Genomic DNA, 16327 nt, shown 5'->3' with positions numbered 1-16327 from the left:
CACTAATAAAAAAACCTAATGAAAAGACTATTACTTTGTGTACTCTTTATTACGAGTACAGCTTTATTCGCACAAGAAGAATCAAAAAAAGAGAGCAATTGGAAAAGAACTGGGAAAATTTCATTTTTAATGAATCAATCTGCTTTTTCAAACTGGCAACCAGGAGGTGACAATGCTTTTTCTGGAAATGTAAATTTGAACTACGATTTTAACTACTCAAAAAACGGATGGGTATTTGACAACAAATTGATTGCCAATCTTGGTATCAATGCTATTGCTGGAGAAGACACCAAAAAAACAGATGACCGTTTAGAATTCAACTCGATTTTGGGTAAACAAATTAACAAATATTGGAATGGTTCATTTTTCGCAAACTTCAAAACTCAATTTGTAAATGGGTACGATTACGATGATGATTATTCAGGTCCTTTAGACAATTTAGATTTCCCTACTTCTGGATTTATGAAACCTGGTTATTTGAGTTTTGGTCCCGGTTTCTTCTGGAAAAAGAGCGACAACTTATCTGTGAATATTGCTCCAATCACATCAAAATTCACCTTCTTAACAGGTGAAGTATTTACATTAAACGACGACAAAACCTTATACGAGTCGAGTAATGATATTGAAACTTTTGGTGTAAAGCCAGGAGAAAGCATGCGATACGAATTTGGTATGAACTTACGTGGTTACTATCGAGTTGATTTGATGGAGAATATCAATATGGAAAACATCATTACACTGTTTTCTGATTACATCGAAAAACCTCAAAACGTAGATGTTGATTACACTATGAATTTAGTAATGAAAATTAACGATGTTTTCTCTACGAATTTAACAGTTCAAATGGTATACGATGATAATGCATACCAAGCGCTTCAAGTAAGACAAACATTTGGTGTTGGAATTAGTTATGTATTCTAAACACAGATAACAATAATAAAAAAGCCCCTTGTAAATTTTTACAAGGGGCTTTTTTATGTTGATTGGATAATACTTAGAATTTATAACTCGTTAGTATTTGCTTTAATTGATTTTTTACATCTTCTCCTGAATCATAAACCATTTGTTCATTCGAAGGAAACTTTACCGCTCTAGCTTTTAAATAGCCGGATAAATCGGTAGACAATGCTCTTTTATCTCCTGTACCCTTTGCATATATATGATTGAATACATATTCGCTTTTTAAAGGAAATGACTGTAAAAGTTGTCCGGTGCGCACATTTCTATATGTTACATTTCCACTAACCAAAACACTTTTAAACTGTGTAAATTCGTTGTAATAAAAAGTTACTTTTTTTAGTTTGTCTACTTTTATTTTTTCACCTTTTTCATTTCGAACTTGATCACCATTTTCATCTAGCAAATACTCAAAACCATCCTTTATCTGCTTTTCTTTAATGAATTCTTTTTCTTTTACTTGCTCTGGTGAAATAGCAATGTCTCTAAACTCTACCACCAATTCGTAATCGTATTGTTGCCCCTCAACTAGATGATTGTGGTAAGCAACCCATAAATCATTCAAACCATACGTTCCAAAATTTAACAAATCTGACTCTAATCGTTTCGGAATCACCATTTGTGTTTTATTTTGCAAACTCACAAAAACATAATCAATCCCCAATCGGTGCGCATCATTAATCAAGGCATTTGTATTCAAATAATTTGGATTCATTGAATTTAGATAATTCAATTCATCAAAAGCCACACGATAATCATTCTTGCTCTCTGCATATTCAATCAAATACTTTCCTTTGGAATATAAAAAATCTGAATATTCTTCTTTTACAGTAATTATTTTGGAATCGTAATTTTCAAAAACAAATTTCGCCGTTCTACCTTCTTCAAGAATTTGCAATGGCAGCAAAGGTTTAATCATTTCTTGTCGATCATACAAACGAAGATACGTTTCGTATATCAAGCCTTTGTTCTCTGGGTTGTTTTCTAAACTTAAAAAAGAAATCCTTTCTTTATCTCGAGTTACAGCCTTGGCATATGCATTCTCAAGCATGAGAATATATTCTTGTTTTTTTTTCTTGTGTTTATTGGTCTGTAATTTTTCTACAGCAATTGAAATAGCCTGGTCATAATTTCCAGAATTCAATGCTCTCTCTGTCTTTTTCAAACTGCCACAGTCGACAAACAAAAGTGTACACAAAAAAATAAGTGTAATTTTTTTCATAGTTAGATTTTTTTAGAATCTGATTTCAAATAATATGCCAAAAACTAGCCTTCTTCTGTGTATTCATCGTACAAGAAACTATTATACGGAAAACGTTTGATATGGATTTTCTTGACCTCTTCGTAAACTCTTGATTTAAAATCTTCTAAATTTTGTTTATGCAATGCCGAGATAAAAACACAATTATTCTCCATCTTCGACATCCAAGATTTTTTCAACTCTTCTAAAGTATAATGTGCTTTGGTTTTTTCGGTTACCAAATCATCTTCATCGATGGTTTCATGTTCGTAAGCATCGATCATATTAAAAACCATCATCACAGGTTTATCAGCACTTTCGATTTCTCCCAAAATTTTATTTACCGATTCTATATGATCTTCAAAATTTTTATGAGAAATATCTACCACATGCAACAAGAAATCTGCTTCACGTACCTCATCTAAAGTTGACTTAAAAGATTCTACCAACTGAGTAGGTAGTTTTCGAATAAACCCAACCGTATCTGTCATTAAAAACGGTAAATTTTTTATCACCACTTTTCGTACTGTGGTATCTAGTGTTGCAAACAATTTATTTTCGGCAAAAACATCAGACTTACTCACTACATTCATCAAGGTAGATTTCCCAACGTTTGTGTAACCTACAAGAGCAACACGCACTAACTGACCTCTGTTTTTTCTTTGAATTGCCATCTGCTTATCGATGGTAACCAGTTTCTTTTTTAAGACAGATATTTGATCTCGTACAATACGTCTATCGGTTTCAATCTCTGTTTCTCCAGGACCACGCAAACCAATACCCCCTTTTTGCTTATCTAAGTGGGTCCATAGTTTTGTTAGTCTTGGTAGTAAATATTGACATTGTGCCAATGCCACTTGCGTACGTGCATAGCTAGTTTGTGCTCGTTGAGCAAAAATATCAAGTATCAAATTTGTACGATCTAAAATTTTACAATCCAATACTTTTTCAATATTTCTCAATTGAGCAGGTGATAATTCATCATCAAAAACTGCCGTTCCAATGTGATTGCTATCTATATATCTTTTTACTTCTTCTAACTTTCCGCTTCCTATAAAAGTTTTTGGATGTGGCTTTTCTACATTCTGAACAAATCTCTTCACAGAAACTCCCCCTGCAGTTTTCACCAAAAATTCTAATTCATCTAAAAACTCTTTTGCCTTTACTTCATCTTGATGCTGGGTTACAACACCAATCAACACGGTTTTTTCTGAAGTTACTTTTTTCTTATCAATCATATTGCAAATGTACAATTTTTGTAAAAGAGCACCTGTTATTTTCTGAACTTCCCTATTGGCTTTTAATTCTGTAAAAATAAGCGTTTGCTAGCCTAAAATATGTACTTTAGTCGTTTCTCATATAACCCAAATACATGCTTGCATCTCCTATTGCGATTGCCTTTTATAATGTTGAAAACCTATTTGATTGCGAAGATTCTGTCGATACACTCGACAAAGACTTCACTCCCAAAGGCAAAAAAAAATGGGGTACCTATCGATACCAACTAAAACTTGAAAAAATAGGGCGAGCCATTGCGCGAATCGGTGAGCTTCAGTGTCAATTGCCACCTATTTGTATTGGGTTAGCTGAAGTAGAAAACAAGAAAGTTTTAGAAGATTTATTAAAATCGGACAGTCTACAATACTTACCGTATGATTTTATCCATTACGATTCACCTGACGAGCGTGGTATCGATACTGCACTGTTATACAACAAAGATTTTTTTGAAGTATTAGATTCGAAAGCCATTCCGGTTCTTATCAACGATGCAAACGACGTTCGAGATTATACACGTGATATTCTTTATGTAAAAGGACTATTGGAAGGTGAAATCGTCCATCTTTATGTAAATCACTGGCCCTCTAAACGATCTGGTTTTGACGAAACTCGTTTGAAAAGAATTGAAATAGCAACCCTGCTTCACAAAGAAATAAAAGAACTCGATGAGACAAATGCAAAAATCATCATTATGGGAGATTTTAACGACAACCCAAATGACGATAGCATTCAACATCATTTAGTCACTAAGGATTTCAAAAACCCGAGTTTAGATTTATACCTAAACAACCAAGGAGCATCAAAATTTTATGGAAAATGGATGCTTTTTGACCAGATAATTTTATCGAATGCTTTTTTTGAGTCTAAAAATAACACGCTAACATACAAAGAGTCGGCAATTTTTAATCCTGAATTTTTAACGAACCCTAGAGGAAGGCACAAGTCAGAACCTTTTAGAACTTATTCAGGAAAATATTATCAAGGTGGATACAGCGATCATTTCCCAGTCTATATTTTACTTGACAAAAAGGCATAAAAAAGCCCAAGATATATTTTTACTTGGGCTTTAAGGATTGCTTACTTTCTAACTACTTTTACCGGAATCGAATACTTTTTGTTATTCATCTCCTCTGAAGACTCTGCCACCGATTGGTAGTTTAATCTTGATTTGATGTATTCATTGATACGTTCATTTTCTGAATCTACCATAAGCACAACAATTTCTCCATTTTTGTTTACCAAAAACTCGACTTTTGCTGAGATAATAGTTTCGTCTTCTAAAAAATTAGGATGATCTAATAATCTTTCGATTTCACTTCTTAACTTTTCTTTAACAGTCATTGTTTTAGGGTTTGCTGCAATCGTTACAACGGTTCCTAAAACTAGGGCGAACATTACTAAAATAAATTTTTTCATAATTTTTATTTTCTTTTACAAAGATAACTTCACTTCAAAGAAAACATCTAAAAAAGGATTTCAACAAAACTTAGGCTTTGCGTTAAAAGAACTTTAGCAACCAGTTTTGTTAACCAAAATATTACATTGACACATTAGCAAAAATGCACCATAGATTTTTTACAATCCTAATTTGAAAAGTTTATATTTTTCACTTTTGTATATTTTTAAAAGAATAATGAGAAAATAAAAATTTGGAACCTTTAGAGCTGTTAAGCGCATGTTAAGAACCAATGATTTTTTATTAAAAACATGCATCAGTTTCTACTAAAAGGAGCGAAGTTTTCAGGCGCTAATTGTAATTCCCCGTTGATTTTTGAATATACTTCCCATTCTGAAACATCAAAAACAGCATTTGGTTGTGCAACATTTAATTTTCGAACTGCTCTCCCATCGGTATATTCCCAATTTGTAGTACTGCCATCGACACCAATTTCTCCAAAAACATCATGAATTTGATTTTGATTGTCAAACAATACATACACATCATCTCCATTTCCTGATATATATGAAGTCTCAATGCTCTCATTTTGATCAAACACTTGAGAAAAAGCCGTATTTGCAATGACCAAAAAACCTTTGGAAGGAATTATTTCTTGAGACAAATCAATTCCACTACCACTAGCAATCATTGCTCCGTTTAAATATTTCTTAAGTGACCATTTTTTTAAATAAACAGGATTGTTTCCTGCATTGTATAGCTCTACAAATCTAGCACCTATATTGTTCTCAGGATCTGCAACTTCTGTAATCAATAATTTAGGAGTCTCGCGTTCACAAATTTGATAATCTTCAAGAAATTTTACATCTTCATAAAAACGCAATTTCATTTTTACAGCTCCTTTCTCGCCAGAAACAACACCAATTACCTGACCTTTTGTTGTAGGAAATTTTTCATTTGCAAAAGTTGTCTCACCAGAGGTTTCAATTGCCAACTCATATGGAAAATTACAATGCATTAAATATCGAGTAGCATTTTCTGTACCTGAATAATATGCAAAAGCTTTCCCTAATTCATTGGGTGTTAACTGTACCTCTGCGACCGACACCAACATATTTTGAAATTCATCAAGATACAACTCATCAAGTGTCTTTTGCATCGGAATTATGTCAAATTGTTCTCTAGTATTGTATACATATTCTGCTATGTCTGCTTCGTTAATTTCAGCAATTGAATTGTTTTTATAAACACCTACTGACAACACACCATCAATTTTATCGAGGTATAATCTGTTTAATTTCACAAAAACTCGATGCCCTATTTCATACGCTTCAAAACTATTTTCTTTCTCTATCATTACTTGCAAACCTCCTTTAGGGTTTTCCGCAGCATCCTGTAGTACCAATCTATTCTTAAAACTACCTTGCTGATCAGAAGAAATCACATAGCCTTCAAAAATATAGGTGGTTTCTGTCCCAAGCTCAACTATCGAATTATCATACATCGCATTCAATGCCTCAAAAGAAATCGTCGCTTGCGATACTTCAACAGCATCACACCTTTGCGTATCGAATTGAAGATCGGAAACATCGTTTATCAGCAATTGGTATTCAGAAAAATACTTCGTCAATACTCCACTTATGTTTCCATTACCAGCTGGAATATCCGTTCTTTTGAAATCAGAATATCCACTTATAGGCATCCGAATCTCACCCAACGCTGCACATTCTTCAGAATATTGTACTACTATTCTTTCTACTGATTCGGTTCCATTTATTTCGCCAAAGGAAAAACCCATTTCTTGCGAATGAAATTGTGCATTTTGTATCGAAACATACATACCCACTAACGTATCATCAATATCAGAAATCAATATTGGTTTTGGAATTATTTTTTCTGTTTCACAACCTCTTACAAAATGATTGAAAATTTGAGTTCTAGGAATTCGTTCAATCGTAGTATTGCTAACTTTTCCAATCACCAACATTCCTCTTTGGTAGCCAATAGACAATCCATTTAATTTCAGAAACACTTTTCTCCCTACAGGAAAAACACTGTATAAATTTGTTTCATCTACTAAAATCTCAATGGCCGAAGTCGGTTGCTCGAAATTATCTTGAAGAATTAAAGTTTTATATATATTTCCTGAAGCATCATTTGAAACTACGTAACCAGAAATAATTATGTCACTTGTAAAATTTTCAATTCCAAAGCCCGACATTTCTTTTACCTGAGCAATGGTATGCGTACTTGATATAGCTGTCCCCTCACAATTAATTTCAGGTAAAGAATATCGTTGATTGCTGTTACATGCCACTAACATTAAAAAAACGAAAACGAGATTTTTTTTCATAGCCAAATATTAAATTCTATAAGACAAAATCACATAGTAACTGGATCCATTTTGATACCAATATTTCGGCCCAAATAACGGTGTATTCAATTGTTTTTCTGCAGATAGCTCTTGATAATTCGCATTTCGAGCTTGCTCGTAACCACCTGTTTTGTACACAACACCTAGCAAATTATTTATACTTAAAAACAAGCCCAGATAATGGGTATTAAACTTCCAAGATTTTCCACCCACTGCATTTAGCAAAAACAAATTTTTAAAACGTTCTTGTTTTAAAAGTGATTCTACGTCAGATTTTTTTACCGGTTGATTTGTTGCAGGGTTTAAAAAAGGAACCTTGTCTTCGTCTAAATAAAAATTTGATGTTCTCAATATGGGAGAAATTGACAAATAATGATGCGTTAACACATTTCCATTTAAACCTATCCACCAATAAGAAGGATTTCTGTAATTCAAACCTATGGAGTAAGCTCTTTGTGGTGTACCTCCTATTTTTTTTCCTTCCCAATAAACCGAACCGAAATCACTTTCATTACGATCAAACAAATCAGATTCTACATTTAAATTGGGATTGTTATTATAAGTAAAAGAACCAAGTGCCATGACACCTGAAACTGAAAATTCTGAATTTATTTCATAATCCAATCCAAATTCCAAACCTACATGTCTTTTATTGATTCCGGTTACCGTTTGTGCCACAAAATCAGCATGATTCCCTCGCAATCCTTCGGCATAAAAAAACGAAGTTTCACTCGCGTCTTTAAATAAAGTATAATACAAAGTAGCTCTGGTTTTTAGCTTTGGAGATCTGTATTGATAACTGACATCTATGGTGTTGATTTTTTCACTTTTTATCGTAAGATTCTCAATAGAACTAAAACGAATGTTGGCATATATATTTTTTAAGACCGGAGGTCGAGAGATAAAAGCAATGTTGGCATAAATAGCATGTCTTCCTGAAAATTTATATACCCCATTAGATTTAAAACTGAATGTATGAAAAGGCAACAAATTCGAAACTCCAAAAGAGGTTTCTGGATAACGCCCGTTTTTATACATTCCATTCCTTTGATAGGTTGTATATGCATATTCGAAACCTGAAACGACTTCCATTTTTTTCAAAGCATATCGAAACTGAAAGAAAGCGGTTGCCTCTAAAAAATCAATTTCATAATTGTACGAAAAAGCATCTCCTACCCCAATTTTTCTATCGCGATTATTTAAATCTGATTGCGCGGCATCGCCATATTCAAAACCATCGATGTCAAGAAAACTTGATCCCCCCAAATCATCTAATACTTTCGCATAATTATGACTTTTCAATCTTCGAAAGCCTAAGGCAGCATCGATATTCATTCTTTTAGAAATTGATTGATGGTAGTTCGTTCGCATAGAAAATTGCATATCATCAACTTTATCTTTATACAAATAATAACCCGATGTATTGGTAAGACTATTGCTAGCGTACAAAGAATACCAATCTATTTGCCCATTATTTTTGAAGTCTTGTTCGGTTAAGTAAGCTGCTTCGAAATTTTCAAACTGCAGTTGGTAACTAGGTAAATATTTATAGTAACTGGGATCAGGACTGTTTACATTCGAAAAACCTAACCTGCTGGCGCTTATGGAACCGATTTGAAACATAGCCGCCGTATGTATTCTTGTATTTTGTGTAATTTCCCAATAATGGTTCACCTGGAAGAATGGCTCATTCACAGTCTGAACTCTTGAATTTCGTTGATTGCCATTTTGATACCCCCAATATGAATTGTACTCCACTCCTTTCAAATCAATTACTTCTTGTGTGTTCGCTGAAGATTTTCCTCTTTGATTATACGCAAACACCGCTGTAAAATTAATTCTGTGTTGCGCATTGAGTATTTTTTCTGCAGACAAAAAGGCCGAATATGCGTCGTAGCTACTGCCTTCTCTAGAAGCTTCTTTAGCAAACCTACTAGATAAGGAAAAAGCAAAAGCCCAATCATTCTTTAAAACTCCAGTAAAATGAGACGCCATGATTCTACCTCGATAACTACCATTACTGCCTGCGATAGAAAAATTAGATCCTGGCCTGTATTCTGAAGCATTGGTTTTAAAATTGGTTGTGCCGAGTACTGAGCCAAAATTTGTTTCGGTAGGTACTATTCCATTTGTAAAAGATAGATTTCTCAACACATCATTCAACCCTCCCCAATTGCTCCACTGTGGTCGCCCTGTTTGAATTTTATTCATTCGAATCGAGTTAAACAACACCGCACCTTCTCGACTGTCATACCCCCTAATTTTAAATCGTGCTTGTCCGAAATTAAATGCTGCCGTTCGTATAAAAACATCTTTCGAAGATTGTAGCAAACCCGTAATAGCATTTGCCCCTCCAATATCATTATCTACAATTTCATCATCCGATAAAACCAATGTATTGGCATAAATCTCTTGTTTGTTTTTTTCATACAACGCAATTGTTCCAAGGTAAAATTCTTCATTGCTGATATTACTTAATGAAAAATCTTGCGTTACATACCCTTCAGTATAAAAATGAAGCATGGCATTGACCGGTACTTCAAAAGAGAAGTAACCCTTTTGGTTAGAATAAGTGAAAATATTAGGATTCGTCTTTACTGAAACCAAAACATTTTCAAGAGGAGTATTCGAAGTTGCTTTCACAATTTTACCACTCAAAACTACTTTGTTTTGAGCTTGAATTTCAACAAACAAGATGGATATAAAACAACAACAAACCACCTCACAAATACGTGAAGTTGTTTTCTTTTTCATAACAAATAAAACTCATAGCACTAGTAAGTTACAAAAAATATACTACTTTTAAATAAAAACTATGAAATTGAAAACGGCTACCCTTTTGATGGTTTTTGTTTGTTTTCTAACATTCAGTCAAGGGCATACTTATAAAATTCATACCGTCGCTTTTTACAATCTTGAGAATTTATTTGATACGATAAACGAGCCAAATACCAACGACGAAGCCAGTCCTATTTTTGAAATAAAAAACAATCGCTCTTCTGTCTATTGGCAAAAAATAAATAACCTGTCTCGAGTTATTTCAGAAATCGGAACAGAAAAAACTCAAGCTCCGCCCTCAATAATTGGTGTGGCAGAAATAGAAAACCGAGCGGTCCTTGAAGACTTGATAGCTTCAGAAAAATTAGCTGATTTTCCTTATGAAATTGTGCATCATAATTCTCCAGACAAAAGAGGTATTGATGTTGCTTTGTTATACAACAAACAAAAATTTATCCCCATACATCATAGCACATACGAACTCAAATTATGGTCTGAAAACGGCTATCGAATTTACACCAGAGACCAGTTACTAGTTTCAGGATATTTAGAAAACGAATTGATTCATGTTGTTGTTAATCACTGGCCTTCCCGTCGTGGCGGAGAGAAAAAAAGCAATTCACTGCGAGAAAAAGCTGCTTTTTTAAATAAAAAAATTTGCGATAGCCTTTTACAGAGCGACTCCAATTCTAAAATTATTTTGATGGGAGATTTGAACGACAACCCAACAAATTCGAGCCTGAAAAAAGTATTACAAGCAGAAAAAAACATGAAAAAAGTGACAGACACTACCTTTTTTAACCCCTATGAAATATTGTATAAAAAAGGCCTTGGTACTTTGGGATATCGTGATAATATTCATCTGTTCGATCAAATATTACTGAATGGCAATTTTCTCTCTAAAAAAAAGGAAACGCTTTCGTTTTACAAAGCATACATTTACAATCCTCAATATTTAACGCAGCAATCCGGAAAATATAAAAACTACCCCTTTAGAAGTTTTTCAAATGGAGCTTTCACCAATGGCTATAGTGATCATTACCCGGTCTATATTTATTTGATAAAAAAGGTAAATTAATCACCTACCTTTATCAAAAAAAAATTGAATAAGTTCTATCAATAAACCAAAAGGCTCCCATACTGCCTATGATCATTGCTGCTGCTACAGCAACTTTTCGTTTTTCTACAAATTTGGTAATAATCTTGTAAAGAAAGAAAACTGATAATATAAAGGCAATTTGGCCGAACTCCACGCCTAAATTAAATGCAAAAAGTGAAATGGGTATTTGAGTTTTGGGCATACCTATGCCGAAAAGTACATTGGCAAAACCAAGTCCATGAAGTAAGCCGAAAACAAAGGTCATGACAATAAGTCCTTTGTTTTTCTTGTTTCCTTCGAGCAACTCTACACCTAATAAAAGAATACTGAACGCAATAAGCGCTTCTACAACTTGCGTATTGAGATTGATTACATGAAACGAAGAAAGTGCCAAAGTTAGGCTATGTGCCAAGGTAAAAGATGTGATAGCCCAGAGTAATTTACGACCACTTACCAAGAAAAATAATGCTAAAACAAATAGCAGGTGGTCTGCTCCAATGAGAATATGCTTGAAACCTAGTGTAATAAACTCTATAAATGTATCAAACGAACTCGCTTGCTTTACGTACCAGGATGTTGCTTTTAATTCAAGAATTTCAGTGCTGATTTGTCCATTGTAACTTAAGTTTATAATCAAATCAGACTTTATGCCTGTTTGGCGTTCAAATACAATGGGTTTGTCAAAACTGGGTGTTTCAATTCTTATATCGGTAATTTCTACGTTATCAATTTCTGAAACATGAAATGAAACTATGTGCCAGGCCGAAGGTATTTGGATGTCAATTGCACTTTTGCCATTACGTAAAATAGGACTTTTAAAACAAATTTCAGTTGTTTCTCCATCGACCTTGACTTGTAGCGATACAGGTGTTTTTTCGTGAGCAAAAAGAACACTACTTATTAGGCTGAAGAACATTAAGCACAGCAGATATTTTCTCATATTCAATTACTGAAATTTTCTACTTGGATAGTATATGACGATTTAATGACATCCAATTTGTTTTCAAGAAATGCCTGCTGTTTGTGTTTTCGCCAGTTGTTTAAGACAATGAATCGTTCTTCAATATTCTTTATATCTATATCATGAGGCGATGAATAGTACTGAACTTGTACTACATGATAACCAAAATTCGATTTAAGTACGCCAATCCAATTCGCTTGATGCGTATTCAGTTCACCAGCAAACAATACCCCGAATAGTTCAGCAATTCTATTTATGTTGCCTTTTTGCCTAACAGGTACATCTTCATTTCTAAAGCCTTCAATACCCCGTTCTGAATTTAAAAAAAATGCTTGTTGAGAAGCTTTTTTTTCGTCATTGCCAAAAAAGTATTGGTTAAATTCATAATAAGCCGGAATAATGAATTGGTCCTTATTTTCTTTAAGGTATAGTTGTAAAACATCATCTCCAGGATCACTTAAATCGGCACCAGCCAACACATATTGCTCTGTAAGTTGGGCAACACGATCTCTTACCAATAGGTCATTTTTGTCAAGACCCAATTCCATACCTAAATCATAAAGAAGCCTATTTTCAATATCTAATTGAATAAGCTTTTGTAGAGTGATGCTGTCTGGCTTAACACCATTGGCCCCTGCATACGTATCGATTATTTTATCTATATCTCGTTCTGTTAAGCTGATGAGTTGCTTTTCCGCTTTGGCGGAAGACATGAAATAATCTACTGTAAAAAGAAGAACCCCTATGGCTAAAAAAAGCCATAAAGGGTTTTTTAAAAATTTGTTCATTTAGTTACGAGAAATTAAATACCATCGTCTTCGGTAAGTTCACTTCGGTAATTTTTCGATGTTATTCCCTTTTTGCGCATGGCCATACCAGTAAGAGCCTCTCTTAAAATTCTATTGCAATTCAGCGCTGTGGTGTAACCTGGATCTTTATAAGGTAGAAATTCTACCAATTCGAAACCTACAACATTACTTTCAGCACAAAGCCTTCTTACAATGTTAAAGGCTTGTCTATTCGTAATACCTCCTGGTTCAGGTGTTCCAGTACCTGGCGTAAATGACGGATCTATAACATCAATATCAAAGCTGACAAAAAGATATTTTGGACCATCTTTTGCTTCTTGGATAGCATCTTCTAATACCGCATCCCAACCGCGCTTGTCAATTTCATTCATGGTGTGGTATCTAAATCCTTGCTCTCTCATCCACTCAAAAGACTCCTTGTCTGGGTAATACCCATGCAATCCAATTTGAATGAAATTTTTACCTGGAACAAGTCCTTCACTAATAAGTCTGTAAACCGGCTGACCATGAGAAATTAAGTGGCCCATCATATTTTTAGAGGCATCGTAATGAGAGTCAAAGTGTATAACACCTACGTTTCCTTTTCCATATACATCAACTAGACCTGCAACATCAGGATACATTAGAGCGTGATCACCACCTACAATAATTGGGATTACATGGGTGCCATCTTTTCTGGTAACGCTAGCTACTTGTTTGACAAAATCTCTAATGGCATGCACTGATCGTTCTGTACTTAACGGATCAACAGGAGCATTTCCATAATCTGCAATTGTTAGCTCTGTTAAAGGGTTTACCATGGTTTCCATGTGTGAAGCACCAAATGAACCCCAAGGTACATATTCATACGTGTTAGATCGAATTACATTTGGAGCTGAGGATGCCCCTCTGAATCCAGAACTCATATCAGTTAAGCCTCCAAAAATGGCAACATCTGCGTCTCCTGCTTTTAAATCCTCAGGCGTTAAAGCAATAGGTGCCTGAAAGAAAGTAGGCATTGCCATAGGCTGTGTACCACCATAAAAACGTTGAATATTTATTAGCCCAGGATCACGACCTTTTTGTAAATCGTCTCTAAATGTATTCCAAATATCTAAAGTTGGATCCTTTTTATTTAACGGAATAATGCGCGAGCTATCTTGATATTCTTTAATCAGATCATTCGCTTTTTCAAGTTGTTTTTTTAACTCAGCAACTTCATTAGAGTTTTTTTGTGTTTTTTCTTGGCAACTTTGAAAGAATGTTGCTGCCAGAGAAAAAAACATAAGTTTTAGTAATGTACTTTTCATAAACTTTGGTTTATAATGGTTTTATAAAAATAATTCATTTTTGTGAGAGAATCAAAAGTTATTCAATTCTGAGAGTTTGTTATTTTAACGAAAATCCAATGCTCATGCCAATTGTGAAGATATCTTTCTCACTAGGAAATGCATCGTACATTATCATTGGACCTATAGAGATATCTTCTAAGTGAAAATCATATGTAGCAAGACCACGCGTAAAATATTTCCAGTGGTTGTTACTGTGCTTACCACCAGCACCCAAAGCAAGAACTAACGGTACTTTGAATGGGTAAGTGCTAAACCCAGCAGATAATCCGAAAATCTGAAAATCCGCACCTGTAAAATCAAAAGTGCCTCCAATACCAAAGTAATCATTTAGGCGGTACTCATATTCCAAACCTAATTTATAACCATTTTGACCTTTATAGTCTGCCGTAAATCCTGCAAAGCCAGAAAAGTGATAGTGATTTTCGTGGTGAGCAGGTTCTTCTTGGGCATAGCTCTTAAATGAAAAGAAGAATGCGAGCGCAAAATGCAAAAGAAAGTGGGTTAATTTATTCATATAAATTTGCTTTTTTAGTGATCCTTCATGCTAATTTAGTGTTTTTAATAGTTCTTTTTCCTCAGGGTTGTTTTTTATTTGTCTCAAAAGTTTAAATAAAAGTGTATAATTTTTAGTCAACCTATTTAAGGACTTTGCAAATTTCGCCTGTAAATCAAACGTAGAGGAAACAACCATTCCACATGGAAACGAATATCATTTTGAGCTAACCTTAAATAAAGATAATTTAAACCAAGCCAAACTCAAAAAAACAGATATACTGTATGATAGTTCAAATAAAAAAGTAGGAACTGTAAAATACACCTTATATTCGAACGGCAGAGAAATTTTCAAAGTATACGACTTAAATAATAATCTGATGGGATAAAATAGTATCAGACTTTAAAACAACTATACTATTTACATAAAAGCCTTTTTTTGATTTTTGTATTAATCAACAACTGTTCTCTCGCAAATTTGTATTTTTGTAACTTCATTTTTTTAGGAAACGCAACGCATGGAATCTGCAAAAAAAATATTGGTAAAAATTGGCTCAAATGTGCTAACACTTTCTTCTGGTTTGCCAGACAAGAAACGTATTGCACATATTGTAAATCAAATTGCCGAATTAAAACAAGCAGGATTTGAAATTATTTTAGTTTCATCAGGTGCAGTTGCCGCTGGTAGAACCATTGCGACCTCAATAGATACGCTTGATACAATTAGCAAACGTCAAGTGTTATCTTCAATTGGGCAAATCGAATTAATGAAAATCTACAATGAAGAATTCTTAAAGCACGAATTAATTTGTTCGCAAGTTTTGGTTACAAAAGAATCCTTTAGAACACGTCAGCATTACTTAAACATAAAAAATTGTTTGGACGCGCTTTTAAAAAGTAATGTAACGCCAATTATCAATGAAAACGATGTGGTTTCGATAACCGAATTGATGTTTACCGACAACGATGAACTCTCAGGATTGGTTGCGTCAATGGTGTCTGCTGAAAGTTTGATTTTGTTGTCTAATGTAGATGGTATTTTTACAGCCCACCCAAATGAACCTGGAGCAAAACTTATCAAAGAATACATTGACGAGACTGTTGATTTAGAAGATGCTGTATCGGATACCAAGTCTGAATTTGGCCGTGGTGGAATGCTTAGCAAGGCAAATACTGCAAAAAAAATTGCGTCTTTGGGTATCGATGTTTACATCGGAAATGGTACTAAAGACAATGTCATTGCTGCTTTGTTGAAAAAAGAAACAGGGACATTTTTTAAAGCTGAAAGTCAAACTACTTCACCAATAAAAAAATGGGTTGCGCAAGCAGGTGACTTTTCAGAAGCAAGAATTGTAATAAACAAAGGAGCTAAAGAAGCTTTATTATCTTCAAATGCATCAAGCTTACTTCCCGTAGGGGTAGTAGCTATTGAAGGCTCTTTTAAAAAAGGAGACGTCATCAAAATTGTTGATGAAGAAAAAAACAACATCGCATTAGGAAAAGTGGCTTACGGCTCTGATGAAGCAAAAAAATACATCGGTGAACGTTCTCACACAGCATTGATCCATTATAATTATTTAGTGCTACATTAATTTCCAACAATCTAATACAA

General features: G+C 34.1%; 13 protein-coding genes. 4 read left to right on the top strand and 9 right to left on the bottom strand.

Annotated elements, in window-relative coordinates; all coding sequences use genetic code 11:
• Positions 1-18 precede the first annotated feature (18 nt).
• Positions 19-921 (top strand): DUF3078 domain-containing protein, encoded by a 903-nt coding sequence (locus tag F6P99_RS04310; RefSeq protein WP_152286195.1) that lies wholly within the window; start codon positions 19-21, stop codon positions 919-921.
• A 73-nt stretch (positions 922-994) separates the two neighbouring features.
• Here F6P99_RS04310 and F6P99_RS04305 read toward each other — a convergent pair whose 3' ends face one another.
• Both F6P99_RS04305 and hflX read right to left on the bottom strand, forming a co-directional pair.
• Complete coding sequence (locus tag F6P99_RS04305) at positions 995-2179, bottom strand: hypothetical protein (RefSeq protein WP_152286194.1); 1185 nt, start codon at positions 2177-2179, stop codon at positions 995-997.
• 44 nt (positions 2180-2223) lie between these two features.
• Positions 2224-3435, bottom strand: coding sequence for a GTPase HflX (gene hflX / locus F6P99_RS04300; RefSeq protein WP_152286193.1), 1212 nt, complete (start codon positions 3433-3435; stop codon positions 2224-2226).
• Between the two features lie 134 nt (positions 3436-3569).
• Between hflX and F6P99_RS04295 the strand changes: the two genes are divergently transcribed.
• Positions 3570-4511, top strand: coding sequence for an endonuclease/exonuclease/phosphatase family protein (locus F6P99_RS04295; RefSeq protein ID WP_152286192.1), 942 nt, complete (start codon positions 3570-3572; stop codon positions 4509-4511).
• Between the two features lie 41 nt (positions 4512-4552).
• Here the strand turns inward: F6P99_RS04295 and F6P99_RS04290 are convergent, their stop codons facing one another.
• From F6P99_RS04290 to F6P99_RS04280, 3 genes are all read right to left on the bottom strand, one after another.
• The gene (locus F6P99_RS04290) at positions 4553-4891 is read right to left on the bottom strand and encodes a hypothetical protein (protein WP_152286191.1); all 339 of its coding nucleotides are present in this window, start codon (positions 4889-4891) and stop codon (positions 4553-4555) included.
• A 296-nt stretch (positions 4892-5187) separates the two neighbouring features.
• Entirely contained in the window at positions 5188-7224 is a 2037-nt protein-coding gene (locus tag F6P99_RS04285) for a DUF5689 domain-containing protein (protein WP_152286190.1), read from the bottom strand.
• 9 nt (positions 7225-7233) lie between these two features.
• Positions 7234-9999, bottom strand: a complete 2766-nt coding sequence (locus tag F6P99_RS04280) for a TonB-dependent receptor (RefSeq protein ID WP_152286189.1) — start codon at positions 9997-9999, stop codon at positions 7234-7236.
• A gap of 61 nt (positions 10000-10060) precedes the next feature.
• Here F6P99_RS04280 and F6P99_RS04275 point away from each other — a divergent pair, with 61 nt between their 5' ends.
• Positions 10061-11101 (top strand): endonuclease/exonuclease/phosphatase family protein, encoded by a 1041-nt coding sequence (locus tag F6P99_RS04275; protein WP_152286188.1) that lies wholly within the window; start codon positions 10061-10063, stop codon positions 11099-11101.
• Between the two features lie 13 nt (positions 11102-11114).
• On the opposite strand, the gene F6P99_RS04270 is transcribed toward F6P99_RS04275, so the two are convergent.
• The 4 genes from F6P99_RS04270 to F6P99_RS04255 form a co-directional block, all read right to left on the bottom strand.
• Positions 11115-12062 (bottom strand): HupE/UreJ family protein, encoded by a 948-nt coding sequence (locus F6P99_RS04270; RefSeq protein WP_152286187.1) that lies wholly within the window; start codon positions 12060-12062, stop codon positions 11115-11117.
• Between the two features lie 2 nt (positions 12063-12064).
• On the bottom strand, positions 12065-12871 hold the full coding sequence (locus F6P99_RS04265; protein ID WP_152286186.1) for a peptidylprolyl isomerase: 807 nt from the start codon (positions 12869-12871) through the stop codon (positions 12065-12067).
• A gap of 14 nt (positions 12872-12885) precedes the next feature.
• Positions 12886-14181 carry an agmatinase family protein gene (locus tag F6P99_RS04260; protein WP_226913012.1) on the bottom strand — a complete coding sequence of 432 codons (1296 nt, stop codon included), beginning with the start codon at positions 14179-14181 and terminating at the stop codon, positions 12886-12888.
• A gap of 79 nt (positions 14182-14260) precedes the next feature.
• Positions 14261-14713, bottom strand: a complete 453-nt coding sequence (locus F6P99_RS04255) for a hypothetical protein (RefSeq protein WP_152286185.1) — start codon at positions 14711-14713, stop codon at positions 14261-14263.
• Between the two features lie 520 nt (positions 14714-15233).
• Between F6P99_RS04255 and proB the strand changes: the two genes are divergently transcribed.
• Positions 15234-16307, top strand: a complete 1074-nt coding sequence (proB, locus tag F6P99_RS04250; protein ID WP_152286184.1) for a glutamate 5-kinase — start codon at positions 15234-15236, stop codon at positions 16305-16307.
• Positions 16308-16327: the final 20 nt, after the last annotated feature.

The sequence above is a fragment of the Flavicella marina genome, from assembly GCF_009193215.1.
Classification (GTDB): Bacteria; Bacteroidota; Bacteroidia; order Flavobacteriales; family Flavobacteriaceae; genus Flavicella; species Flavicella marina.
This window is presented reverse-complemented; position numbering and strand designations above follow the sequence as displayed.